This is a genomic window from Pseudoalteromonas sp. NZS100_1, from assembly GCF_015864285.1.
GTDB lineage: Bacteria > Pseudomonadota > Gammaproteobacteria > Enterobacterales > Alteromonadaceae > Pseudoalteromonas > Pseudoalteromonas arctica.
Window position 1 is genome coordinate 105,828 of sequence record NZ_JADYXN010000010.1, and the last position, 25,090, is coordinate 130,917.

At 39.8% G+C, this 25,090-nt stretch carries 21 protein-coding genes; 17 read left to right on the plus strand and 4 right to left on the minus strand.

Annotated elements, in window-relative coordinates; all coding sequences use genetic code 11:
- The first annotated feature begins 1 nt into the window (after position 1).
- The 4 genes from I6F66_RS09165 (at position 2) to I6F66_RS09180 (ending at position 3,962) form a co-directional block, all read left to right on the plus strand.
- On the plus strand, positions 2–1,141 hold the full coding sequence (locus I6F66_RS09165) for a murein hydrolase activator EnvC (RefSeq protein ID WP_197140915.1): 1,140 nt from the start codon (positions 2–4) through the stop codon (positions 1,139–1,141).
- Between the two features lie 34 nt (positions 1,142–1,175).
- Positions 1,176–2,441, plus strand: a complete 1,266-nt coding sequence (locus tag I6F66_RS09170; RefSeq protein WP_165741838.1) for a S41 family peptidase — start codon at positions 1,176–1,178, stop codon at positions 2,439–2,441.
- Positions 2,442–2,491: 50 nt separating this feature from the next.
- Positions 2,492–3,253: a divergent polysaccharide deacetylase family protein gene (locus tag I6F66_RS09175; RefSeq protein ID WP_197140918.1), complete on the plus strand. Its 762-nt coding sequence runs from the start codon at positions 2,492–2,494 to the stop codon at positions 3,251–3,253.
- A 145-nt stretch (positions 3,254–3,398) separates the two neighbouring features.
- The gene (locus tag I6F66_RS09180; RefSeq protein ID WP_165741842.1) at positions 3,399–3,962 is read left to right on the plus strand and encodes a hypothetical protein; all 564 of its coding nucleotides are present in this window, start codon (positions 3,399–3,401) and stop codon (positions 3,960–3,962) included.
- A gap of 97 nt (positions 3,963–4,059) precedes the next feature.
- Here the strand turns inward: I6F66_RS09180 and rpoH are convergent, their stop codons facing one another.
- From rpoH to ftsY, 4 genes are all read right to left on the minus strand, one after another.
- A complete protein-coding gene (gene rpoH / locus I6F66_RS09185) occupies positions 4,060–4,923 on the minus strand; it encodes an RNA polymerase sigma factor RpoH (protein WP_007582838.1) in 864 nt (287 codons plus the stop codon).
- A 314-nt stretch (positions 4,924–5,237) separates the two neighbouring features.
- Positions 5,238–6,224, minus strand: coding sequence for a permease-like cell division protein FtsX (gene ftsX / locus I6F66_RS09190; RefSeq protein WP_165727133.1), 987 nt, complete (start codon positions 6,222–6,224; stop codon positions 5,238–5,240).
- Complete coding sequence (ftsE, locus tag I6F66_RS09195) at positions 6,221–6,898, minus strand: cell division ATP-binding protein FtsE (protein ID WP_007582842.1); 678 nt, start codon at positions 6,896–6,898, stop codon at positions 6,221–6,223. The genes ftsX and ftsE overlap by 4 nt, the downstream gene beginning before the upstream one ends.
- Positions 6,899–6,985: 87 nt before the next feature.
- Positions 6,986–9,208 carry a signal recognition particle-docking protein FtsY gene (ftsY, locus tag I6F66_RS09200; protein ID WP_165741274.1) on the minus strand — a complete coding sequence of 741 codons (2,223 nt, stop codon included), beginning with the start codon at positions 9,206–9,208 and terminating at the stop codon, positions 6,986–6,988.
- Positions 9,209–9,415: 207 nt separating this feature from the next.
- On the opposite strand from ftsY, the gene rsmD reads away from it, so the two are divergent.
- The 13 genes from rsmD to I6F66_RS09265 all read left to right on the plus strand — a co-directional run bounded on the left by rsmD (position 9,416) and on the right by I6F66_RS09265 (position 25,084).
- Positions 9,416–10,021 (plus strand): 16S rRNA (guanine(966)-N(2))-methyltransferase RsmD, encoded by a 606-nt coding sequence (gene rsmD / locus I6F66_RS09205; RefSeq protein ID WP_166376409.1) that lies wholly within the window; start codon positions 9,416–9,418, stop codon positions 10,019–10,021.
- Positions 10,022–10,166: 145 nt separating this feature from the next.
- Complete coding sequence (gene rpsU / locus I6F66_RS09210; protein WP_002957797.1) at positions 10,167–10,382, plus strand: 30S ribosomal protein S21; 216 nt, start codon at positions 10,167–10,169, stop codon at positions 10,380–10,382.
- Positions 10,383–10,401: 19 nt separating this feature from the next.
- The gene (locus tag I6F66_RS09215; protein ID WP_024590610.1) at positions 10,402–10,848 is read left to right on the plus strand and encodes a GatB/YqeY domain-containing protein; all 447 of its coding nucleotides are present in this window, start codon (positions 10,402–10,404) and stop codon (positions 10,846–10,848) included.
- A gap of 244 nt (positions 10,849–11,092) precedes the next feature.
- Positions 11,093–12,844 (plus strand): DNA primase, encoded by a 1,752-nt coding sequence (gene dnaG / locus I6F66_RS09220; protein ID WP_007586534.1) that lies wholly within the window; start codon positions 11,093–11,095, stop codon positions 12,842–12,844.
- Positions 12,845–13,234: 390 nt separating this feature from the next.
- The gene (gene rpoD, locus I6F66_RS09225; protein ID WP_007586533.1) at positions 13,235–15,082 is read left to right on the plus strand and encodes an RNA polymerase sigma factor RpoD; all 1,848 of its coding nucleotides are present in this window, start codon (positions 13,235–13,237) and stop codon (positions 15,080–15,082) included.
- Positions 15,083–15,149: 67 nt separating this feature from the next.
- The gene (gene prmA / locus I6F66_RS09230; RefSeq protein WP_010553367.1) at positions 15,150–16,031 is read left to right on the plus strand and encodes a 50S ribosomal protein L11 methyltransferase; all 882 of its coding nucleotides are present in this window, start codon (positions 15,150–15,152) and stop codon (positions 16,029–16,031) included.
- 281 nt (positions 16,032–16,312) lie between these two features.
- Complete coding sequence (gene dusB, locus I6F66_RS09235) at positions 16,313–17,284, plus strand: tRNA dihydrouridine synthase DusB (protein WP_010553368.1); 972 nt, start codon at positions 16,313–16,315, stop codon at positions 17,282–17,284.
- A 19-nt stretch (positions 17,285–17,303) separates the two neighbouring features.
- The gene (gene fis / locus I6F66_RS09240) at positions 17,304–17,594 is read left to right on the plus strand and encodes a DNA-binding transcriptional regulator Fis (RefSeq protein WP_002957804.1); all 291 of its coding nucleotides are present in this window, start codon (positions 17,304–17,306) and stop codon (positions 17,592–17,594) included.
- A 191-nt stretch (positions 17,595–17,785) separates the two neighbouring features.
- Positions 17,786–19,372 carry a bifunctional phosphoribosylaminoimidazolecarboxamide formyltransferase/IMP cyclohydrolase gene (purH, locus tag I6F66_RS09245; protein ID WP_197140921.1) on the plus strand — a complete coding sequence of 529 codons (1,587 nt, stop codon included), beginning with the start codon at positions 17,786–17,788 and terminating at the stop codon, positions 19,370–19,372.
- Positions 19,373–19,478: 106 nt separating this feature from the next.
- Positions 19,479–20,300 (plus strand): class I SAM-dependent methyltransferase, encoded by an 822-nt coding sequence (locus I6F66_RS09250; RefSeq protein ID WP_007586523.1) that lies wholly within the window; start codon positions 19,479–19,481, stop codon positions 20,298–20,300.
- A gap of 15 nt (positions 20,301–20,315) precedes the next feature.
- Positions 20,316–21,599, plus strand: a complete 1,284-nt coding sequence (gene purD / locus I6F66_RS09255) for a phosphoribosylamine--glycine ligase (protein WP_197209137.1) — start codon at positions 20,316–20,318, stop codon at positions 21,597–21,599.
- Positions 21,600–21,711: 112 nt separating this feature from the next.
- On the plus strand, positions 21,712–24,252 hold the full coding sequence (locus I6F66_RS09260) for an EAL domain-containing protein (protein WP_197175841.1): 2,541 nt from the start codon (positions 21,712–21,714) through the stop codon (positions 24,250–24,252).
- A 22-nt stretch (positions 24,253–24,274) separates the two neighbouring features.
- Positions 24,275–25,084: a DUF2797 domain-containing protein gene (locus I6F66_RS09265; protein WP_197209138.1), complete on the plus strand. Its 810-nt coding sequence runs from the start codon at positions 24,275–24,277 to the stop codon at positions 25,082–25,084.
- Positions 25,085–25,090 lie beyond the last annotated feature (6 nt).

The window sequence follows — 25,090 nt, forward strand, 5'->3', positions numbered from 1 at the left end:
CATGAATAGACGTATTAACCGGTTAATTAAGTGCGGTTTAATACTCACTTCATTAGTGACTGCATCTGCAGTTGCTAATGAAGATCGTACTAAAAAAGACTTATCAGAAGTTCAAAATGCACTTGAGCAAAGCCAAGCTGAGTATAACGCCCAAAGAAAAAAAATAGCGTCACTACAAAAAAACCTCAAAAGCCATGAACTCGATATAGCTAAAAATGCTAAAGCACTTAACATGGCAGAACAATCAGTAAGAGAAACAAAAACACAGCAAAAAGAGCTACAAAATAAAGCCGATGAGCTCGATAAAAAGCATACTCAGTTTCAAAAAGTCTTAGCCGCGCAGCTCAAAAGTGCCTACATGGCGGGTGGCGACGACTATTCTAAAATGCTGTTAAACCAAGAAGACACCGCAAAATTTGAGCGCACACTAAGTTATTACAACTACTTAAATAAAGCCCGTATTGAACAAATTGAAGATCTAAAAAACCTTCAACAACAAATAGCACAAAACCAAGAAGAACTTGTTAAAACTCAAGAAAAGCTAGAGCTTTTGTATGATGAGCAAAAAAGGCGCCAAACTGCATTGCTTAATGCGCAAAGTGAACGCCAAGCTAATCTTAAAAATTTACAAGCTCAGCTCAACAGCACCAAAAGCTCAATAAATTATTTAAAAGAAAACCAACAAACGTTAGTAACAACAATTGAAGAACTCGAAAAAGAAAAAACACAAAAAATTGAATTACTCGGCCTAAATAAAAGCAAGGGCAAATTAGATTGGCCGAGCAAAGGCAAGTTAGAGCACACATTCGGTCAACGTAAACATGGTGGTATTGATTGGAAAGGCGTATTAATTGGTGCAAAAGAAGGCACTAATATTAATAGTGTACATAATGGTCAAGTTGTATTCGCCGATTGGCTTAAGGGCTATGGCTGGGTAATTGTTGTAGACCATGGTGAAGGTTTTATGAGCCTATATGGTCATGCCCAAACACTGCTAAGAGATGTAGGCGACATGGTACGCGAAGGCGAAACCCTTGCTTTAGTTGGCCAAAGCGGCGGACAAGCTAGTTCTGGTCTATACTTTGAAATACGCCACAAAGGACGCGCAGTAAATCCTGTAAAATGGTGCAAACGCATTTAATTAAATAAATCGCTGCACCGCTCTGGAGCAGCTGATGACAACTAAAAAAACTGTAGTAACTACCATTGATCAAAAAAATACAGGCTTTTATATAAGTCTGTATTTGCTTGTATTACTAACCTTAATCGCTTTTTCTAGTAACGCACTAGCAAGCTCGATTAAAGATCTTAAAAGACAACAAATAGACGAAATACTCTTTAACATTCATGCCTACTATGTTGAAGATCTCACCTTACAAAATAGCCACCACATTAAATATAATAGCCAACAGTTTGAGCGTTTATATTCAAAGCTCGACTCTTACTCTAAGTACTTAAATGAGCACGAACTAACCTCATTATTTGATAACACAAATGGACGTTACACCGGTATCGGTATTGAGGTTAAAAATATCGACGAGAATATGACTATTGTTAATGTGGTTAATAACTCCCCCGCAAAAGCAGCGGGTATTTTGCCAGGCGATATTATTGTAAGTGTAAACAACCAAGCAGCCCAAAACCTTACAATCGATGAAGTAGCAACACTAATAAGAGACAGTAAATTTTCAAATATAGACCTAATTATAAGTCGTGATAACAATAAAAACCCACTCACGTTTCATGTAGCACGCCGCCAAATAAACCTCGAAAGCGTAACAAGCGAACTTCTAGATTTTGGTACTGGTTATATAGCTATCAATAACTTCTCTAACCACACATTACATGAGGTTGCTCTGCAAGTTGCTGCCCTGCAAAGCCACTTTGGTTACCCACTTAAAGGCTTAGTAATTGATTTACGTGATAACCCAGGGGGTACATTACAAAGCGCAGTAGCGGTATCAGACCTATTTTTACAAAGTGGCACTATAGTGACTACTAAAGGACGTTTTTACGATGCCAACCAAGCATTTTATGCAAAGCGTGGAGACATTCTAAAAAATGCCCCCATTGTTGTACTTATAAATGAAAACTCAGCCTCTGCAGCCGAAATACTTGCAGCAGCACTTAAAGATAATAAACGAGCAACCGTTGTTGGCAGTCAGTCTTTTGGGAAGGGTTCTGTACAATCGCTCATTCCGCTAGGTGACGGCAACACTGCATTAAAGCTCACTACTGCTAAATATTTTACGCCGCTAGGAAAGTCGATTGATGGGATAGGAATAACCCCCGATGTGGCTGTTAATCAAACAACCCTTTCACAAAGTAATAAAGCCGTTATAATAAAAAATGAACACGCTAACAGTAACGCGCAATTACTCTCGAGTAACTTAGCCGATTTACAGCTAGTTAAAGCAAAACAATTACTCAGCATGCAATAGCTTGTATAAGCTGTATAAATAAAGCTAAAAAGATAATAAAAACTATAAACGTGAAAATAATAAAATGGCTAATATTAGCTATTTGTTTTAGCTCAGCAACAATTAGCGCTAAGCAAATAGCAATAGTGATAGACGACATAGGCTATCATCAACGGGACTTAGAGTTCCTTTCCTTACCAGGGCAATTGTCATATTCAATTTTGCCCCATACCCCTTATTCGCAAATTTTTGCAACGCTTGCCAGTCAATCAAATAAAGAACTATTACTTCATGTACCTATGCAGGCTCTTAGTGGTAAAGAACTAGGACCTGGCGCGCTCACTTTAAATATGAATAAAGAGCAGCTTCAGCAAACTTTAGGAACAGCTCTCGCCAGTTTGCCGCAAGTTAAAGGCGTTAATAACCACATGGGCTCAGCACTTACGCAGCAAAGCCAAGCTATGAAGTGGACAATGGAAGTGCTTAAAAAGCGCCATTTATATTTTTTAGATAGCCGCACAACCGATTTAAGCCAAGCACAAAATGCTGCTAACTTTTTAGGTGTTGCCAATATTAGTCGCCAAGTGTTTTTAGATAATATAACTACACCAGAACAACTGCAGCTAAGGCTTGAAGAATTAAAACAACTAGCCACCATCCATAATTCTGCTATTGCAATTGCTCACCCCTACCCAGAAACAATCGAATTTTTACGTCATGCCTTACCCGAGCTAACTAAGCAAGGTTTTGAGCTCGTGCCGGTTTCGCAGCTGGTTGAGCGTAAATACATTCAGTTAGCGCAGGCTGAGGGTAAAGGGATTAGTGCTCGATGAGATGATGAGTGTCCAGACTTAGTCGTGAGGTATTTAAGTTAATATAATTTAAACTATTAAATGATATAATTATTCATAATAAAAACACTAGCTGCACCTCAGCTATTAAAGCTTGTAACCTCAAACCATAATTTAGGGATATCAATTGTTAAAAACAATTATTGCTGAAGCAAGGAATCAACCTATTTCATTTGTGGGCTCAATTGCGAGTATCATAGCAATAATAAATACCTTCTATGCAGTTCCTACTATTATTTTTGGATATAACTTAATACCCATTAGAATTAGTGTCGACTTGGTATTTGTTGCTTGTTTATTCTTCTTACTTGAAGGTTCACTTGCATCAGTATTTGGACGCATTTATATATACTTTTGTAGGAAAGGATCAGGCTACCCTCTTATGCTAATGTGCGTTAACGCCATTATTTCTGCAAGTGTTACTGGCTTTAATTGTATATGGATGTTTGTAAATACTGTTGAAAGCAATAACAAATATTCTGCATTTAGCTTTACAATGTTTATTGGTTACTTAATTTCTCTTTATTTCCTTCATTCTCACTGCCAAGCAGGGAAAACTAAAGATAACCTTCAGATAGACTGTGATAAGGATGAAATAGAAGAAAAATACACAAAGTGGTATTGGGTCTCATTTTTCCTCAATACATGTGCTTTCATATTTATCTTTATCTATTTAATTGATGGTATTTAAGGTTAATCTTCCCTTATTTTTTAGTTATTTGGTCTTCATAAAACAAAAAAGCCCCGCATTTTCATGCAGGGCTTTTAAATTTGCTGCTTGAGCAATATTAGCTCATAGCGCTTTGTAACTTTTTCATCGCTGTTTTTTCAAGCTGGCGAACACGTTCAGCAGATACACTGTACTTTTGTGCAAGCTCTTGAAGAGTCGCTTTATCATCCGACAACCAACGTGCGCTAACAATATCTTGTGAACGTTCGTCTAGTGTTTTAAGTGCGCTAAATAAACGAGTATGCGCTTGCTCTTTCCACTGTTCTTGTTCAACGTCGTCAGCTAAATCAGCTGCGCCATCTGTTAAATATTGTACTGGAGAGTACGTGCTTGTTGGTGCGTCGTCGTTATCGTCGCCCGTTAGGTCAAAGCCCATGTCTTGGCCGCTCATGCGCGATTCCATTTCACGTACTTCTTTTTCACTCACACCTAGCTCGCTAGCAACGGTACTAACCTCAGCTTGATTAAACCAACCTAAACGCTTTTTGTTTTTACGAAGATTAAAAAACAATTTACGTTGCGCTTTAGTGGTTGCAACTTTAACTATGCGCCAATTTTTAAGCACAAACTCGTGAATTTCGGCTTTAATCCAATGCACTGCAAACGATACTAAACGTACACCCACTGTAGGGTCAAAACGTTTAACCGCTTTCATCAGGCCTATATTACCTTCTTGAATAAGGTCAGCTTGTGGTAAGCCGTATCCCGAGTAGCCTTTAGCAATATGTGCTACAAAGCGTAAATGCGACATAATGAGTTGCTTGGCAGCACTAAGATCACCTTCTTCCTGAAGCTTTTTAGCAAGTTCTTGCTCTTGTTCAACTTTAAGCATAGGAATAGTGCTTACCGCTTGAAGGTAACCGTCCATGCTTGCGCTTTGTTGTCCGACTGTAAGTGCCATTGCGTATAAATCTTTACTCATTTTTCACCTCGGTGATAAACATTTGAAACTATCTTAGCACTCTTTCTTTAAGAGTGCTAACCCCAATTTAAAACTTTTTTAAAGTATAAATCAAGCAGTTTTTAGTATGTGTTTAGTCTACTACAAGCGACTGAATAAGTGATGAATTGAGGGGCTGCAGCAGGTTAACCTCGCTGCATCACCTTATTTACAACTCATTACTTCATGGGAGGATAGTACATAAATATGACAGTTTTAATAACAGGAGGTACAACCCAGTTCGGTACGATACGCATATCAAGCTGGGTTGGTTCACTTATAGTTTGCAGGATTGTTTATACTTTATCGGGTTCTATTTCTTTAATATATCGATTTACAGAAAGGTACGAGCCTACAAATCCTAAGCTTGTTGCAAGTAACACTAAAAAGCCGAGCTCATTAAGCGATAATCCAATTAACGAGAAGCTTGTTTGATACACCCCCGCTACACTACTCACAGCGCTTGAAAGCCACCACATCATTAATCCTACGCATATAAAGGCGAATAAACCACCTATTACACCATACCAAATACCGGTCCACAAAAATGGGGCATGTATAAAGGTGTTAGTTGCGCCGACTAGCTTCATTACTTGTATTTCTTCTTTTTTATCCATGATCGACAAACGGATGGTGTTACCAATAATAAGCGTCACTGAGGTAAGCAGTAATAATGCGATGGTTATTACACTTTCTTTCAGTAAATCTAGTAATGCATTTAAACGCTCTAGCCACGCTATATCGAGCTTACCAAAATCAACTTCACGTTCACTTTCTAATTTAGTTAGCAGTACTTTAGCGGCATTTGGGTGTCTGTGACGTTTTGTAGGAGTAACAAGTACCACATCAGGTAATGGGTTTTTATCTAAGTACTCTAAAGCTTGCCCAAAGCCAGATACGTCTTTAAATTCTGTTAGTGCTTTTTGCTTTGATATAAATTCAACGCTTTCCACTTCTGGATAAAGTGCTAAACGCTTTACTAATGTTTGCGTTTCTTGCTCGTTCATACTTTCTTTTACAAACAACGATATTTCACTCGCTTCTTCAAAACCACTACTTACTTGCTGTACGTTTTTAACAACGAGATAAAGTGTTGCAGGTAACGTTAGGCTCAAACCAAGTACAGCAATAGTCATCATAGATGCAAGCGGCGTACGCCACATTTCACCTAAGCTATGAACACCTTGGCGAAAAATATTAATAATGAAAAAATAGCTGCCAGCTAATACTGATTTTTTTTGCTTGTCGTTACTATTTTGACGACTTTTAAAAAGTAAACTCATAGTGCTCCCTCAGCGAGCGGATCTTGAAGCATGCGGCCATCTTTTAAGGTTAGACTGCGGTACTTCATACGTGCAACCAAACCTAAGTCATGCGTCGCTATAAGAACAGTGGTGCCGTGTTTATTAAAGTCCTCAAACAGCTTTAGGATTTCCATTGAAAGCTCAGGGTCTAGGTTACCTGTAGGCTCATCGGCTAACAGAATTGGCGGGGAATTTACGATTGCTCTGGCAATACCAACACGTTGCTGCTCGCCTCCAGAGAGCATAGACGGATGACATTTTATTTTGTCTATCAGGCCTACTTTATCAAGCGCACCATGAACACGTTTAGCTATTTGCTTATGGTGAGTACCCTCAATAATAAGAGGCAGTGCCACGTTATCAAAAATAGTATAGCGCTCTAGTAAACGGTGGTTTTGAAAAATAATACCTATATCACGGCGAGCATAAGGAATTTGACGCGAGTTTACTTTATTTAAATCAACACCGTTGATAAATACACTGCCTGCCGATGGACGTTCCATTAAGCTAATTAACTTAAGCAACGTACTTTTACCCGCACCACTGTGGCCGGTTAAAAAGGCAAGTTCACCCGGTTTAACATGAAAATTAACTTTTTCGAGGGCGCGGTGCCCTCCAGGATAAGTCTTACTTACTTGCTGAAAATTTATCATTTTTTTATTATGCCAATTCAATTAGTTTACTAATAAAATTGGTATTCCTCGCAATTAAAAAGGGAGCAAGCTCCCTCTTTTGGTAAATTAAACGTCGTCCTCATCTTGGCTAAATAACGCATCAATAAAGTCATCGCTTTTAAAAGCGCGTAAATCATCAATACCTTCACCAACACCAATGTAACGAATTGGAATATTAAACTTATCTGCAACCGCAAAAATAACACCACCCTTTGCAGTTCCATCAAGTTTTGAAAGCGTAATACCAGTTAAGCCAACGCATTGATTAAATAAGTTCACTTGGCTAATTGCATTTTGACCTGTGCCAGCATCAATGGTTAGCATCACTTCGTGCGGCGCATCAGGATCAATTTTTTTCATAACACGAGCTATTTTTTCAAGCTCCTGCATTAAGTTATCTTTATTTTGCAAGCGACCCGCTGTATCTGCAATTAACACATCTATATTACGTGCTTTTGCAGCTTGGAATGCATCAAAAACAACCGATGCACTATCTGCACCCGTATGCTGTGCAATAACAGGAATGCTGTTACGTTCACCCCAAACCTGAAGTTGCTCAACAGCAGCCGCTCTAAACGTATCGCCAGCAGCCAGCATAACCGACTTACCTTCGCTTTGAAATTGCTTAGCCATCTTACCAATAGTCGTTGTTTTACCAACGCCATTTACGCCCACCATTAAAATAACAAATGGCTTTTTATCTTTGGTAATTACTAAAGGCTGTTCAGCCGTTTTTAGCATCGCCGCCATTTCTTGTTTCATTAACTCATAAAGCGCATCACCATCTTTTAACTGCTTACGGTTTGCAGCATCAGTTAAGCTATCAATCAACTTCATGGTGGTATCAACGCCTAAATCGGCGGTGAGCAGCTGTGTTTCAAGATCTTCAAATAATTCGTCATCTATTTTTTTACCACTAAAAATAGATGCAAAACCAGAACCTATATTAACGCGAGTTTTTAACAAGCCCTTTTTAAGACGAGAGAAAAACCCTTCTTTTTTCGGCTTTTCTGCTTTTTTAGCTTCTTCTATTGCAAGTTCTTCTGCAATGCGTTCTTGCTCTAAACGCTCATTTTCTGCTTTTTCAGCAGTAATGCGCTCTTGCTCTAAACGCTCGTTTTCTGCTTTTTCCGCTGCAATGCGCTCTTGCTCTAAACGTTCGTTTTCTGCTTTTTCTAAAGCAATGCGCTCTTGCTCTAAACGTTCATTTTCTGCTTTTTCAGCTGCAATGCGCTCTTGTTGTAAACGCTCGTTTTCTGCTTTTTCAGCCGCAATGCGCTCTTGCTCTAAACGCTCATTTTCTACTTTTTCAGCAGTAATGCGTTCTTGCTCTAAACGCTCACTCTGAGTTTTTTCAGCCGCAATACGTTCTTGTTCTAAACGCTCGTTCTGAGCTTTCTCAGCAGTAATACGTTCTTGTTCTAAGCGCTCGCTTTCTGCTTTATCAGCAGCAATGCGTTCTTGCTCTAAACGCATTTGCGCTTCTTGTTCTGCTAAACGTTTTGCTTGATCTTGTCTTTGTGCTTCAGCATCTGCTTGTTCTTTTGCTAATAACTCAGCATTCGCTTGCTCTATTGCAAGCTTTTCAGCCTTTACAGCTTCATCCTTTTTTTCAAGGCGTATTTGCTCTAGTCGCTCAGCCTCTATTTTTTCTGCAGCCAATCGCTCTTGCTCTAACAGCATCTGCGTTTCTTGATCGGCTAAACGTTGTGCGTGTTCTTGTCTTTGCGCTTCTGCATCAGCTTGTTGTTTTGCAAGTAATTCAGCATTGGCCTGCTCAATGGCAATCTTTTCTGCGTTTTCAGCACGCTCTTGCTCTAAACGTTTTGCTTCAATTTGTTCAGAAGCAATACGCTCCAGCTCTAAGCGCTCTGTTTCGGCTTCTGCTTTTAAACGTTCAGCTTCAGCTTGCTCCTGTGCTAGCTTTTCTTGCTCTGAACGTTTAGCTTCAATTTTTTCAGCAGCAATACGCTCCTGCTCTAAGCGCTCTGTTTCGGCCTCTGCTTTTAAACGTTCAGCTTCAGCTTGCTCCTGTGCTAGCTTTTCTTGCTCTAAACGTTTAGCTTCAATTTGTTCAGCAGCAATACGCTCCTGCTCTAAGCGCTCTGCTTCGGCTTCTGCTTGTAAGCGTTCAGTTTCAGCCTGCTGCGCAAGCTTTTCTTGCTCTAGCTTCTGCGCTTCTTCTTGCGCTAATGCTTGTTGTTTATCAGCGGCTGCTTTTTGCTCTGCTTCTTTTTTATCTGACTTGCCAAAACCGAGCCACGACATGAATTTACTTTTTTTTGTCATACTTGCTAATAACCACTTATAAAAATCTGATAAACTAAAATTTGAAATAGCTTGGCAATGCCCAGCAATAGTTGCTAATAAATACAACCATTCAAAACGTAAGTGTTCAATAGTAACACTTTTAATACGGTTGAAAAATGAAGCTACACGTAATCACCCATAATATTATCTGAGCTAGATACCATATACCATTTTTTAGTGAGCTAAATGAGAAAAAAAACAACGCAAAATAAAGCTACTAACAAGCCCAGTGATGGCTTTATTAGAGTGATTAGTGGCCAATTTCGAGGCCGAAAACTCCCTGTTAAAAATGTAGAAGGCTTAAGACCTACTACCGATCGAATTAAAGAAACTGTATTTAATTGGCTAATGCAAGATACGCGTGACACAAATGTACTTGATTGTTTTGCAGGTTCTGGTGGGTTAGGATTTGAAGCGCTATCTCGATTTGCTAAAAACGCCACATTTATCGAGCTCGACTCGTCAGCTGCCAAGCAATTAGAACAAAACATTAGCACTTTAAAGCTCGACAACGCATACGTTAAACATACTAATTCACTCTCCTTTTTAGAGCAAAAAAACACAAACGAAGCGTTTAATCTTGTATTTGTTGACCCACCATTTCGTAAAGATTTAGCGCAAACAACCTGCGATTTATTAGAAAAAAACCAATGGTTAAGCGATGATGCATTAATTTATGTTGAAGTAGAAACAGAGTTAACCACCTTCAAGAACCCGAGCAACTGGTTGTTAATTAAAGAAAAAAAGGCAGGCCAAGTGTTTTGCAAACTCTACCAGCGCCAATCAAATTAATACTGTTTTACATGATGCGTTTCTGTTAATATTGTCCTTTACATGTGGTGTTGCTTCGGATTACAATACCGCACCATTTTTGAACCACTTGATCAATGTTTGATCAACTTGAGCAACGCTCATAATTTAGGTAGGTGAATTTTTAATGCCAGTAATTAAAGTAAGAGAGAACGAACCGTTTGACGTAGCACTTCGTCGCTTCAAGCGTTCATGTGAAAAAGCAGGAATCCTTTCAGAAGTTCGTCGTCGCGAGCACTATGAAAAACCAACAGCTGAGCGTAAGCGTAAAAAAGCTGCTGCAGTAAAGCGTCACATGAAAAAACTTTCTCGTGATAACGCACGTCGCGTTAAATTATACTAATATATTAGGTCTTGTATAAATGAGCCTTTTAATAACGCTAAAAGATGCGCAAAAAGATGCGATGAGAGCTAAAGACAAATTACGTCTTAACCCTATTCGTATGGTACTTGCTGCAATCAAGCAACGTGAAATTGACGAGCGTATAGAACTAGACGACGCAGGTATTACCTCCGTTATAGTGAAGCTTGTTAAACAACGTCGTGACTCTTACACTCAGTACAAAGATGCTGGGCGTGATGATTTAGCTGATATTGAAGCCAATGAAATAGTGGCACTTGAAACTTTCTTACCTCAAAAATTGAGTGAAGAAGAAATCATTGCTCTCATTGATGCGGCTATTGCTGATACTAACGCAGCAGGTATGCAAGACATGGGTAAAGTAATGGGTATAATCAAAAGCAAAGCCGAAGGTCGTGCCGATATGGGCAAAATCTCTGGTTTAATTAAGCAACGATTAACTGCCTAATACTCCCACATACATTAAAGTATGATTGAAGTGAACCGAGCCTTGCGCTCGGTTTCTTTGTTTTTAACTTTGATAAAAAGTACACCTACTAGGTTACTTTAAAATGAAATTTTTTATAGCTTCCCTATTTATTTTGCTATCATTTTGGTAAGTTAAAGCACGCTATACTTTGCATCAAGCAAGTATAAAAAAGTAAATTTCATATTCGTTATTCTTCTTATTATTTCAGGACTGTATTTTACTAATGGCTGGAAAGATCCCACGTAACTTTATAGACGATTTACTTGCCAGAACCGATATTGTCGACCTGATAGACTCAAAAGTAGGTCTAAAAAAAGCAGGTAAGGATTATCAAGCTTGCTGCCCATTTCATAACGAAAAATCGCCCTCATTTACCGTATCGCAAGACAAACAGTTTTATCATTGCTTTGGTTGTGGTGCTAATGGTAATGCTATTTCGTTTGTAATGGAGTATGAAAAGCTTGAGTTTGTAGATGCTATTGAAGAAATAGCAAGCATGCTTAACTTAGAAGTACCTCGAGAACAGGGCACAAACTCAGCACCAGAACGTACTGCTGCGCAAAAGCGCTCTGATTACGATTTAATGCTTCATACTGCGCGCTTTTATCAGCACCAATTAAAACACCACAGTAATTCTGCCGCCGTTATTGAATATGTAAAAGGCCGTGGTTTAAGTGGTGAAACAGTTAAAAAGTTTATGATTGGCTACGCTCCCAGCGAATGGGATGGATTATGTCTTCAGCTTGGCCGTAATAAAGAACAAAAAGAGCAATTAGTTGAATTAAAGCTAGCTTCAGAAAAAACACCAGGCAGACAATTTGATTTTTTCCGCGACCGATTAATGTTTCCTATTCGCGATAAACGCGGACGCGTTATTGCATTTGGTGGGCGTGTAATGCAAGCCGACCAAGGGCCAAAATATTTAAATTCGCCAGAGACCCGAATTTTTCATAAAGGCTTTGAGCTATACGGACTTTATGAAGCAAAGCAAGCCCATAAAAAACTTGAGCATGTAATGGTTGTGGAAGGTTACATGGATGTTGTTGCCCTAGCCGAGCAAGGGATTGAATATGCCGTTGCATCACTAGGTACCGCAACAACAAGCGAGCACATGCATACGCTGTTTAGAACAACAGATAAAGTAATCTGTTGTTACGATGGCGACAGAGCTGGCCGTGATGCAGCTTGGAGAGCGCTTGAAAACGCACTTCCTTATTTAAATGATGGTAAAGCACTGCAATTTACTTTTTTACCCGATGGCGAAGACCCAGACTCTCTTGTACAAAAAGAAGGTAAGGAGCAATTCGAATTGCGCCTAAGCCAAGCAGATGACTTTACCAAGGTATTGTTTAATAAATTAAGCCAAGAAGTTGATTTAACACTCGACTCAGGAAAAGCTAAATTACTCAGTGCAGCACTTCCATTAATTGAAAAAATCCCAAGTGAATTTTATCAAGAAAACATTCTTGAACAATTAGGGCGTTTAATCGGAAGAACACGTGAGCAATTAAATAACCGTTTGAAAACACCAAAGCAACAGCATTCGATTGAACGTAAGTTTAAAATAACACCAATGCGTCAAGCGATTGGTATTTTAATTCAACACCCTAACTTAGCTAAAAATGTGCCATATTTACCTGAACTCGCACAAATGAATATTGCTGGTATAGGGCTATTATTACGCTTACAAGAGCAAGCTTTAGAAAAAGAAAGCATTACCACAGCGCAACTACTCGAATTTTTTAGAGGAACTGAAGATTACGAGCCCTTAATCAAGCTTGCAACGTGGCAACACGACATAAATGAAGAGCGTTTAGAGACGGTTTTTAAAAATACTTTCAAGTTTATTGAAGATCAGTGTTTAAATTATCGACTCGAGACCCTATTAATAAAGGACAAGACTCAAGGCCTTAGTAGCGACGAAAGACTTGAGTGTCATTTGTTAATGACAGCGTTAAAAGCCACTAACAGTTAGGGTCTGTTTATCTTTCGAGGTTAAGTTTACAGCAGTGTGTTTGGTATTTAGACAAGGCAGAGCCTATGTAGTGTGGTTATTCCACATAAATAGGCGATAACGCAGCATAAATGCCGAACACGCGCTGCCCTTTGGGTTCGTCCCAAGGGAGGTTTACTCTTTGTTGCCCGGTTTTGACTTAGCCCACTAGGTTACAAACCTGGCGCCGCGATTAAACCACCCTTGGATAGAACAAACTTTAATCCTGAAAGGCCAACAGACCCTAGTCAAAATTGATTTAAACTGTTATACTGTGCTATTCACTGCGTCACATTATTCTAGTTGGCTTTAATGCAAACTACATGATGGCGCCTGTTGTATCAACTTATCAGAGTGGAAGAAACAATCTCTATGGATCCAACTCCTCAGTCACAATTAAAACTTCTGATTCAAAAAGGTAAAGAGCAAGGCTACTTAACTTTTGCAGAAGTAAATGATCACCTTCCACAAGACATTATAGACTCAGATCAAGTAGAAGATATCATAAGCATGATTAATGATATGGGTATCAAGGTTAGCGAAAACGCGCCTGATGCTGATGAATTAATGATGCAAGAAACAACGACAGACGAAGACGCAGCTGAAGCTGCCGCTGCAGCCCTTGCGACTGTAGAAAAAGAAATCGGCCGTACAACGGATCCGGTTCGCATGTACATGCGTGAAATGGGTACTGTTGAACTTCTTACACGTGAAGGCGAAATTGTAATCGCTAAACGTATCGAAGAAGGCATTAACCAAGTACAGATTTCTGTTGCAGAGTACCCTGAAGCAATCACTTACCTGCTAGAGCAGTGGGATAAGTTTGAAGCTGAAGAAATGCGTTTAAGCGATATCATCGTTGGATTTATCGATCCTAATGAAGATACAGCGCCAATTTCAGCAACTAATATCGGTTCAGAATTAAGTGCTAAGCAACTTGATGACGATAAAGATGACAAAGATGATGCTGATAGCGATGACGAAGATGAAGAAGAAGTAGACACAGGGCCAGATCCTGAAGAAGCGCGCATTCATTTTGAAAATTTACGTGATTTATACAATAAAGCACGTGATACGTTTGAAGCTAAAGGTCGTTCGCATCCTGAATCACAAGCCGCCATTTTTGAAATTGGTGAGCTTTTCAGAACCTTTAAATTAATACCTAAACAGTTTGACCGCATGGTAAATAACATGCGTGAAATGATGGATCGTGTTCGCGTTCAAGAACGTCTAATCATGAAACAAGCTGTACAAATTGCTAAATTACCGAAGAAAACATTCGTTAAGCATTTTGCTAATAACGAAACTGACGCTTCATGGGTTGATTTAGAAATTTCAGGTAACGAAAAATACTCAGCTAAACTTGAAGAAGTTAAGCCAGAAATCATTCGTAGCATTAATAAACTATCTGTTATTGAACAAACAACAGGTTTAAGCATTGAGCGTATTAAAGACATTAACCGTCGAATGAGCATTGGTGAAGCGAAAGCACGCCGTGCGAAAAAAGAAATGGTTGAAGCTAACTTACGTCTTGTAATCTCAATTGCTAAAAAATATACAAACCGTGGCTTACAATTCTTGGATTTAATTCAAGAAGGTAACATTGGTCTGATGAAAGCAGTTGATAAGTTTGAATATCGCCGTGGTTATAAGTTCTCTACTTATGCTACGTGGTGGATACGTCAAGCAATCACTCGCTCTATTGCTGACCAAGCAAGAACAATCCGTATTCCAGTACATATGATTGAAACGATTAATAAACTTAACCGTATTTCTCGTCAAATGTTACAAGAAATGGGTCGTGAGCCAAATCCAGAAGAATTAGCAGAACGCATGATGATGCCTGAGGATAAAATCCGTAAGGTACTTAAGATTGCTAAAGAGCCAATTTCAATGGAAACACCAATCGGTGATGATGAAGATTCTCACTTAGGTGACTTTATCGAAGATACAACTATTGATTCGCCAATCGATTCGGCAACAATGGAGTCTCTTCGTGGCGCAACTAACGATGTACTTGCAGGCCTAACAGCCCGTGAAGCTAAAGTACTACGTATGCGTTTTGGTATTGATATGAATACCGACCACACCTTAGAAGAAGTAGGTAAACAGTTTGACGTAACACGTGAACGTATTCGTCAAATAGAAGCGAAAGCGCTGCGTAAATTACGCCACCCTTCTCGCTCAGATTTACTGAAAAGCTTTTTAGACGCTAAATAATTTAGCGCTACTATATAAACTAAAAAGGCCGCTATAGCGGCCTTTTTTCTATTTGAAGGAAATAATCATGGCTTGGATCCAAATTCGTATTAACGCCAATGCTGCAACAGCAGATGCAGTAAGTGACCTATTAATGGAAGCGGGTAGTGCTTCAGTAACCTTTATTGACGCAAAAGACACCCCTATTTACGAACCCAAAATTGGCACCGTTGTATTTTGGGCTGATACAACAGTAATTGGCTTGTTTGAAGCTAATCACGATATGAATGAAGTCGTTGCGTTATTGAAACGCCATGATGAACTAAAAGACAATTTAGTATACAAAATAGAGCAGCTTGAGGATAAAGACTGGGAACGTGAATGGATGGATAACTTCCACCCTATTCAATTTGGTGAAAGGCTATGGATTTGTCCAAGCTGGCGCGACATTCCAGATCCTGATGCAGTAAATGTACTGCTTGACCCTGGCCTTGCTTTTGGTACGGGCACACATGCAACAACGGCCTTATGTCTTAAGTGGTTAGAAAGCCAAGATCTAACAGGTAAAACGGTTGTTGATTTTGGTTGTGGCTCAGGCATTTTAGGTATTGCAGCTATAAAACTAGGCGCAGAGCGCATGATTGGGATTGATATTGATCCTCAAGCGCTTGAGGCAAGCCTCGATAATGCTAACCGTAATGGCGTTGCAGACAAACTCGAAGTATACCTTCCAGAAAACCAACCTGAGTTTACCGCCGACATAGTAGTGGCAAATATATTAGCCCAGCCACTTCGCGAATTGCACAGTGTAATTTTAGGTTTACTAAAGCCTGGTGGAAAAATTGCCATGTCGGGTATTTTAGAAGAACAAGCACAATCAGTTGCTGATATTTATGCACCATTTATTGAACTAGATGACATTGCCGTTGAAGGTGATTGGACTCGAGTAAGTGGCACTAAAAAAGCGTAATAAACTGCATAACCAAATTTAGAGCATTAACTCAAAACCTGCATGTAAAGCCTGTATTTAACAGGCTTTACTATTTTTTTACATATTAAAAGTTTTCTGATTATTGTGTAAAAAATAAAACTTGTATAAATTTCAAACAAATCAACCTACTTGTCATGTGGTTATCAAATGTCAATACGAAAAGGGCAAAAAAAAGTTACTTTTGTTCAATTTATAGCCTTTGATTTTTGTGAAAAAAACCGTAAACTTAGCGCCCCTTGAAAAGAGGCCTATTGAATATAGTGCGTATCGGTAAATACCAACTTGAGAATAATGTAATTGTCGCGCCAATGGCTGGCATTACAGACAGACCATTTAGACAACTTTGCCGTCGTTTAGGCGCAGGGCTAGCTGTTTCTGAAATGCTATCGTCTAATCCTAAGGTTTGGAAAACGGAAAAGTCGATGAACCGTATGGATCACAGCGGTGAGTCGGGTATACGCGCTGTGCAAATTGCAGGAGCAGATCCTGAGCTTATGGCGCAGGCCGCACAATTCAATGTTGCTAACGGTGCACAGATCATAGATATCAATATGGGGTGCCCAGCAAAAAAAGTGAACAAGAAACTCGCAGGCTCTGCCTTATTACAGTTTCCTGAACTTGTGGAAGAGATTATTGATGCAGTCGTTAATGCTGTTGATATACCTGTGACACTTAAAATCCGTACAGGATGGGATCCGGATAACCGTAATGGTGTAGAGATTGCGAGAATAGCTGAACGTTATGGCATTGCATCACTTGCTGTACATGGGCGTACGCGCGCATGTATGTACAAAGGTGATGCTGAGTACGCCACGATTAGGGATATAAAACGTTCAGTGTCGATTCCTGTTGTTGCCAATGGTGATATTACATCACCAGAAAAAGCAAAACAGGTTTTAGACTATACGGGTGCAGATGCCATTATGATTGGCCGAGCCGCCCAAGGTCGCCCTTGGATATTTAGGGAGATAGACCACTATTTGCGAACTGGGGAACACTTACAGCCGCCTGCTATTGCAGAGGTGCGCAGTATTTTAATGGAGCATTTAACAAACCTCCATCTGTTTTACGGTGAGCCAATGGGAGCGCGAATTGCTCGCAAACATGTATCTTGGTATTTGCAAACCCATGACAGTGATGGTCAGTTTAGGCGAGTATTTAATGCGCTCGACAACCCACAAGCACAGGTCGTCGCATTAGAGCAATACTTTAAAACACTAGCAGCTAACTAAGAAAGAAAGAGACTTAATAATGTTCGAACAAAACGTGACTTCTCCATTTATCACTAACCCTCATGTTCAGTCACACGAGAAACCGCAGCCATTGCGTGATGCAGTAAAAAAAGCTGTTCACCACTATTTAAAGCAGCTTAACGGTCAAGATGTGCAAGACGTTTACGACCTTGTTCTTTCAGAGCTAGAAGCGCCATTACTTGAAGAAGTGATGACATATACACGTGGTAACCAAACTCGTGCAGCAATTTTACTAGGTATCAACCGTGGTACTTTACGTAAAAAGCTTAAAAAATACGGCATGAACTAATATGCTGGCTGTGATTTATCACAGCTAATTATTAAAAAAGCACCCTAGGGTGCTTTTTTTATGCCCGTAGTTTAATAGCCGAGTTGCAAAATGCTCACCCTCATCAGCGCTTTATAAGTCGTTTTTTGAGTTGTAATCAGTTAAAATGCCCGCTTCTAAGCTAGCTCATTAACTGAGGAAATCAAACTACAATGGATACTCATCGTCCCATTCGTCGCGCACTATTAAGTGTGTCTGATAAAACCGGTATTGTTGAATTTGCCCGCGCACTAGAAGCGCAAGGCGTTGATATATTATCAACTGGCGGTACATGTAAACTACTTGCTGATAACGGCATAAAAGTGACTGAAGTATCAGATCACACAGGCCACCCTGAAATCATGGATGGTCGCGTAAAAACTCTTCACCCAAAAATTCACGGCGGCATATTAGCCCGTCGCGGACAAGATGAAAGCGTAATGGCAGATAACAACATTTCTGCTATCGACATAGTTGTAGTTAACTTATACCCCTTTGCGAATACAGTCGCTCAAGAAAACTGCAGCCTTGAAGATGCTATTGAAAATATTGATATTGGCGGCCCTACAATGGTTCGTGCAGCCGCTAAAAACCACAAAGACGTAACAATCGTGGTAAACGCGAGTGACTACGACCGTGTTATTAGTGAAATGCAAAACAATAATGGCTCTACTACATATAAAACACGTTTTGACTTAGCGATTGCAGCTTACGAGCACACTGCCGCATACGATGGCATGATTGCTAACTACTTCGGTAAAATGGTTCCTGATTACACCGAGGAAGCTGCTGTAGAGACTAAATTCCCACGTACTATCAATATGCAGTTCACTAAAAAGCAAGATATGCGTTACGGTGAAAACTCACATCAAGATGCTGCTTTTTATGTTGAAAGTGACATTGCTGAAGCATCAGTTGCAACAGCAACTCAGCTGCAAGGTAAAGCACTGTCATTTAATAATATTGCAGATACCGATGCAGCACTTGAATGTGTTAAAGAATTTGACGTACCTGCGTGCGTAATTGTAAAACATGCTAACCCGTGTGGTGTTTCAATTGGGGACAATATTCTACAAGCATACGAGCGCGCTTTTAAAACAGACCCTACATCAGCATTTGGTGGCATTATTGCCTTTAACCGAGAGCTAGATGCAGCAACTGCACAAGCAATTGTTGATCTTCAGTTTGTTGAAGTAATTATCGCACCTAGTATTTCGAGCGACGCTGCAAAAATTGTTGAAGCTAAAAAGAACGTTCGTTTATTAGAATGTGGACAGTGGACAGGTAAAGCAGCTGGCCAAGATATTAAACGCGTTAACGGCGGTATTTTAGTTCAAGACCGCGATTTAGGCATGGTAACGCAAGGCGACTTAAAAGTTGTTTCTAAACGTCAACCTACAGAGCAAGAACTTAAAGATTTACTGTTTTGCTGGAAAGTCGCTAAGTTTGTTAAATCAAACGCAATTGTTTATGCCCGTGACGGTATGACCATTGGTGTAGGCGCAGGCCAAATGAGCCGCGTATACTCAGCTAAAATTGCAGGCATAAAAGCTGCAGACGAAAACCTTGAAGTTAAAGGTTCAGTTATGGCGTCTGATGCGTTCTTCCCATTCCGTGATGGCATTGACGCAGCAGCAGCCGCTGGCATTACTGCGGTAATTCAGCCAGGTGGCTCAATGCGTGATGAAGAAGTGATTGCAGCTGCTGATGAAGCTGGCATGGCAATGGTACTTACTGGTATGCGCCATTTCCGCCACTAATCACACAAAGGGTTAAACGTTGGTTTAACCCTTTTTGTTTGCTATAAATTCACGTATTCTGATTATTCAATAACCTATTTAAAATTATAATGTGAAGGAACAAACAATGAAATTTGCGCTAAAATCGCTACTTGTAGCCACACTAACGATGACATCGACTATGGCGCTTAGCCATAACCACGAATCGAGCCTTGAGCATGCACTTCAATCAAGCGAACGTAGCGCTAAAAACAGCGTTCGTGACGAATATCGTCACCCGGCTCAAACACTTGCATTTTTTGGCTTTAAACCAACTATGACGGTTGTTGAAATTGCGCCAGGCGGTGGTTGGTATAGTGAAATTTTAGCGCCAGCACTAAAAGAGCAAGGCACTTATTATGCCGCGCACTTTCCTGCTGATTCATCAGTTGGCTACTACCAACGCTCTCTTGCGGGCTTTAAACAAAAAGTAGCTGAAGATGAGCGCTTTAGTAGCGTTAAAATTACTGAGTTTGCACCTGTAACACATTTAGATATTGCGCCAGCTGGTAGTGCCGATATGGTTTTAACTTTTCGTAATGTGCATAACTGGTATATGGGCAAAGATAAAAGCGGTGCATTAAGTGCATTCCAAGCTTTTTATAAAGCCCTTAAACCAGGTGGTACATTAGGTTTAGTTGAACACCGTTTAGCTGAAGAACGTGCTGACGAAGATCAAAAAACATCAGGTTATATGAAGCAGAGCTACGTAGTAGACCTTGCTAAACAAGCTGGGTTTGAATTAGTAGCAAGCAGTGAAATAAATGCAAATCCAAAAGATACAGCCGATCACCCTAAAGGTGTATGGACGCTACCACCAAGCTTAAGACTCGGCGAACAAGATGCTGACAAATATAAAGCCATTGGTGAAAGCGACCGCATGACGCTGAAATTTAAGAAACCGCTTTAAATAGGAATTTTCGCCATGAATGTTTTAGTCATTGGCAGCGGCGGCCGCGAACACGCACTTGCGTTTAAAGCCGCTCAAAACACCAAAGTAAATACTGTATTTGTAGCCCCTGGTAATGCAGGTACTGCACTTGAACCAAAACTTGAAAACGTAGCAATAAACGTTGACGACTTAGAGGGTTTACTTAGTTTTGCACAGCAAAATAAGGTAGAGCTTACTATTGTAGGTCCAGAAATACCGTTAGTACTGGGTGTTGTTGATAAGTTTCGTGAACATAACATGGCTATTTTTGGCCCAACGGCAGGCGCAGCCCAGCTTGAAGGCTCTAAATCGTTTACTAAAGATTTTTTAGCACGCCACAATATTCCATCAGGCGATTATCAAACGTTTGAACAAATTGACCCAGCCCTAGCTTATTTAAAAGAAAAAGGCGCGCCAATTGTTGTAAAAGCAGATGGTTTAGCTGCAGGTAAAGGCGTAATTGTAGCAATGACGGAAGCCGATGCCGAAGATGCTATTCGCGATATGCTTGCGGGTAATGCTTTTGGCGATGCGGGAAGTCGTGTTGTTATTGAAGAATTTTTAGAGGGTGAAGAAGCGTCTTTCATTGTAATGGTTGATGGCAAAAACGTATTACCATTTGCTACCAGTCAAGACCATAAACGCGCTTACAATGGCGATGCCGGTCCTAACACGGGTGGCATGGGTGCATACTCACCTGCGCCAGTTGTTACGGATGAAATCCACCAGCGTATTATGAACGAAGTGATCTACCCTACGGTAGAAGGCATGGCAAGCGAAGGCCATCCGTACACCGGCTTTTTATACGCAGGTTTGATGATTGACGAAACAGGTACCCCTAAAGTAATTGAGTACAACTGTCGCTTTGGCGACCCTGAAACTCAACCAATGATGCTACGTTTACAATCAGACTTAGTTGAATTGATTGAAGCTGCTAACCGTGTAGAACTTGATAAAACAACGATTAAGTTTGACCCACGCGCAGCCGTTGGTGTTGTACTTGCAGCTAAAGGTTACCCTGGTGATTACCCTAAAGGTGATGCAATTTCGGGGCTAAAAGTTGATTACCCTGCGGGTGAAAAAGTGTTTCATGCGGGTACTAAGCAAAGTGGCAATGACGTTGTAACCGCAGGCGGTCGCGTATTATGCGCAACAGCACTTGGTAACACTGTTACGCAAGCGCAGCAGCGCGCCTATGAGCTTGTTAAACATATTAGCTGGGATGGTATGGAATATCGTACTGATATAGCTTACCGTGCTATTGCACGCGAGCAATAGCCTGTAATACCTATTCATTGGTATAACCAGTTAATTTAACTACAAAAGCGCAGTTTATCTGCGCTTTTTTAGTGCTACACTAATTAAAAGGTTTTTTAAAAGTAAATTAACGTTGGAACTAAGAACTTTACGTTACCATGCAATTGCTGTTGCCATACTGATATTTATATTTTTTATAATCAGTACATTGGCATCAAACCTTGTCGTGCCTACACGATATACAATTGATAAAACGGCTCCAATGTACCTCGATTACGCCTACTATATTGACGAAACCAAAACTAAAACATTCGATACCATCATTAACCAACCTGAATTACTTACTCATCAACCATTTTCAGGTGTTCCATGGAGTTTTAGCCAGCAAAACTATTGGTTGTTTCTTGATTTAGAAAATAAAAGCCTTAACAAGCAAAATGTTGTGGCACATTTTGACAACCCTATGGTCGATCACCTTACGGTGTATCGCCTCGATAAAAACAACAAACTAATTGAAACATACAAACTCGGCGATAAAGAAGAAGCCCTCTCTTTGTTTGAATACAGCGTACCGCATATTCGTTTTTTAGTAGAAAGAAAATCGTCACAGCGCCTAGTAATGAAAATAGACACAGTCGGCATAAGTAAAACACCTGTAAACTTATATCGTGATAAAGAGTTTATTGACTTAGTGCGCTCTCAAACTGGGATCTGGGGTATTTTTGTAGGCGTGCTATTGATGGCTGCGCTTTATAACTTGGTGCTTTATTTTGGCATAAAAGACCGTGTTTATTTAATTTATATTGGCTATATCATTAGTGCGTTAACCTTATTGGGTGCAGTCCTTGGTTTTGGATTTTATTTATGGCCAGTGCAATGGCAGTTATATATTCACGAAAAAGTCATATTTTTTAACTACGCAATATCATTTTTCACTCTCGCCTTTTGTACTATGTTTTTACGCTATCACAAGGACAATTGCTGGCGATACAAAATGAGCGTAAAACTGCTTTTGTTTATGTCAGTAATGGCTATAGCTAGTCTATTTATTCCTGAGTACATTGCAGCCCCGTTGTTTTTTTGTGTAATGGCACTTTTATACGTTGTTTGTATTATTTTAATTTATAACAAGCTACGTAGCGGCTTTAGGTGGGCTAAGTTTTATGTACTTTCGTGGATACCGCTGATATTTGGTGCGGTAATACAGCCTATGGAGCTCACTGGCTTTTTGGCTTATAGCTTTACCTCCCGCCATGCCTTTTTAATGGCTATTTTGTGCGAAGTTATTTTAATGGCAATGGCGTTAGCTGACCGAGTAAGGTATCAGCGCGAACGTGCGCTTTACCATGCCACGCACACACAACAAACAAAGTTACTTAATAGCTCCAAGCTAAAACAAGCATTTATGGCGCTACAAAGCCAAAACCGCTCAACAACTTTATGTTTAATAAAAATACGTCACTTTAATTCGCTCAATACAATTATTACCTCTTCTCAGGGCTACACACTTATAAAGCATGTAGCCAAAGAGCTTGAATTAGAACTCAGCCATGAACGCGAATTTACAAACCTCGAAACAGATTTAAACACCAGCCCACGCTTAGCCGATTTAAGCAGTGGCGTATTTGCCTGTATTTCTACTAAAACACAAAACCAAGAAATGCTAGAAGCACTACTGACTAAAATAATTAGCAGCCTACCAAAACAATATGAAATTAAAGGGCTAAACCTGCAGCTTAGTTACAGTATAGGTATTAGTAGTGCAGGTAAGAGTAACGACTTTGAATATTGGTTAAAGCGTGGTTATTTAGCGCTTAAAAAAGCAAAAGGTAGCGTTAATCAAGTTGGGTCATCGTCAAACGGTAATAATCTAATGATGGACGTTGCTCTAGCCGCTAAGCTGCAACAAGCCATCAAAACAAATCAACTGGCACTTTATTACCAACCTCAAATAAACTTATTAAGTAACCACGTAAGTGGTGCTGAAGCTTTATTACGTTGGCCCGACCCAACTTACAGCAACTTATCAATTGAAGAACTAATAATACTTGCTGAGCACACAGGCATTATTAACGAGCTAACACTGTGGGTAATAGAGCAAGCCTGTAAAGACATAGTCAAGCTTACAAAAAATGGCTATAACGAGCACACAATTAGCGTAAATTTAAGCGCTAAAAACTTAACTATAAATAATTTAGCCGAAAAAGTAGAAAATATTTTAATTAAATACCAAGTGCCGGCACAGTTACTTAAATTTGAACTAACCGAATCGGCCTTCGTAGATAGCCAAGATGCACTTATAAAGTTAGTTGATGAGCTAACCGCATTAGGTATTAAAGTAGTACTGGATGACTTTGGGACAGGCTATGCGTCACTTAGCTACTTAGTCAATTATCACTTTAGTGAACTTAAAATAGATAAGTCATTTGTTTTTGATTTACCTAATAACCCTACTCACCAGGTTATTGTACAAACAGCCATTGATATGGCGCATAACCTCAATTTATCAATAACAATTGAGGGGGTAGAAACCCAGGAAATCCATCACTTACTCAAAGATATGAACGCTGACTACGCCCAAGGTTATTTATACGCAAAAGCACTGCCTTACACCGACTATTTACACTTCTTAAAAAGCCAATATAGCTTAAAAATGTTAGACTCCTCTTTTTAACATCTTTAGGGGCCAAGTAAAGATGCAAGGCACACTGCGTAAATTAAAATCGAGCTTAACCGAACCAGTACAATATCACTTACCTGTAGGTGAACACCTAGTAGACTTAAATGCATTTATAGGTAAGGAGCTTACGCTTACCTTTAGTGGCACTATTTTATGTTCTAACTGCGGTAAAAAAACCAAAAAAAGCTATTCTCAAGGTCACTGTTTTGTATGCATGCGCAAGCTCGCTAGTTGCGATATGTGTATTATGAAACCAGAAACCTGCCACTACGATCAAGGCACTTGCCGAGAGCCACTGTGGGGCGAAGAAAACTGCATGATCCCACACTATGTATATCTCGCTAACACCTCTGGGTTAAAAGTAGGTATTACCCGCCACACACAAATACCGACTCGTTGGGTTGATCAAGGCGCGACTCAGGCATTACCTATTTTTAAAGTGCAAACTCGCCTGCAATCAGGTTTAGTGGAAGTTGCATTGGCTGAATTTATTGCCGATAAAACGAATTGGCGCAATATGCTAAAAGGTCAAAACGAAGCAATTGACTTAAAAGCAGCTGCAGCCGAGCTGATCCCACAAATTAGTGAAAAGCTAAACGAGCTCAGTGAATTATTTGGCGCAACAGCAATAGAACAACTTGATGAAGATGTAGTTGATTTAAACTTTCCAGTAACCGAATACCCAACAAAAATCAGCTCATTTAACTTTGATAAAGACCCTGTTGTAAGTGGTGTTTTACAAGGTATTAAAGGCCAGTACTTAATTTTTGAAAAAGGCGTTATTAATATTCGTAAATTTACGTCTTATGAAGTAACCGTAGGCTAACGGGCT

What these genes read in the sequence shown, in the direction of transcription:
- I6F66_RS09215 (WP_024590610.1), top strand. Translation starts at nt 10,402, where the DNA reads ATGAGCCTTTTAATAACGCTAAAAGATGCGCAAAAAGATGCGATGAGA.
- fis (WP_002957804.1), top strand. Translation starts at nt 17,304, where the DNA reads ATGTTCGAACAAAACGTGACTTCTCCATTTATCACTAACCCTCATGTT.
- ftsE (WP_007582842.1), bottom strand. Translation starts at nt 6,898, where the DNA reads ATGATAAATTTTCAGCAAGTAAGTAAGACTTATCCTGGAGGGCACCGC.
- I6F66_RS09250 (WP_007586523.1), top strand. Translation starts at nt 19,479, where the DNA reads ATGAAATTTGCGCTAAAATCGCTACTTGTAGCCACACTAACGATGACA.
- purD (WP_197209137.1), top strand. Translation starts at nt 20,316, where the DNA reads ATGAATGTTTTAGTCATTGGCAGCGGCGGCCGCGAACACGCACTTGCG.
- purH (WP_197140921.1), top strand. Translation starts at nt 17,786, where the DNA reads ATGGATACTCATCGTCCCATTCGTCGCGCACTATTAAGTGTGTCTGAT.
- rpsU (WP_002957797.1), top strand. Translation starts at nt 10,167, where the DNA reads ATGCCAGTAATTAAAGTAAGAGAGAACGAACCGTTTGACGTAGCACTT.
- ftsY (WP_165741274.1), bottom strand. Translation starts at nt 9,208, where the DNA reads ATGACAAAAAAAAGTAAATTCATGTCGTGGCTCGGTTTTGGCAAGTCA.
- I6F66_RS09265 (WP_197209138.1), top strand. Translation starts at nt 24,275, where the DNA reads ATGCAAGGCACACTGCGTAAATTAAAATCGAGCTTAACCGAACCAGTA.
- prmA (WP_010553367.1), top strand. Translation starts at nt 15,150, where the DNA reads ATGGCTTGGATCCAAATTCGTATTAACGCCAATGCTGCAACAGCAGAT.
- I6F66_RS09165 (WP_197140915.1), top strand. Translation starts at nt 2, where the DNA reads ATGAATAGACGTATTAACCGGTTAATTAAGTGCGGTTTAATACTCACT.
- dnaG (WP_007586534.1), top strand. Translation starts at nt 11,093, where the DNA reads ATGGCTGGAAAGATCCCACGTAACTTTATAGACGATTTACTTGCCAGA.
- rpoH (WP_007582838.1), bottom strand. Translation starts at nt 4,923, where the DNA reads ATGAGTAAAGATTTATACGCAATGGCACTTACAGTCGGACAACAAAGC.
- rpoD (WP_007586533.1), top strand. Translation starts at nt 13,235, where the DNA reads ATGGATCCAACTCCTCAGTCACAATTAAAACTTCTGATTCAAAAAGGT.
- rsmD (WP_166376409.1), top strand. Translation starts at nt 9,416, where the DNA reads ATGAGAAAAAAAACAACGCAAAATAAAGCTACTAACAAGCCCAGTGAT.
- ftsX (WP_165727133.1), bottom strand. Translation starts at nt 6,224, where the DNA reads ATGAGTTTACTTTTTAAAAGTCGTCAAAATAGTAACGACAAGCAAAAA.
- I6F66_RS09170 (WP_165741838.1), top strand. Translation starts at nt 1,176, where the DNA reads ATGACAACTAAAAAAACTGTAGTAACTACCATTGATCAAAAAAATACA.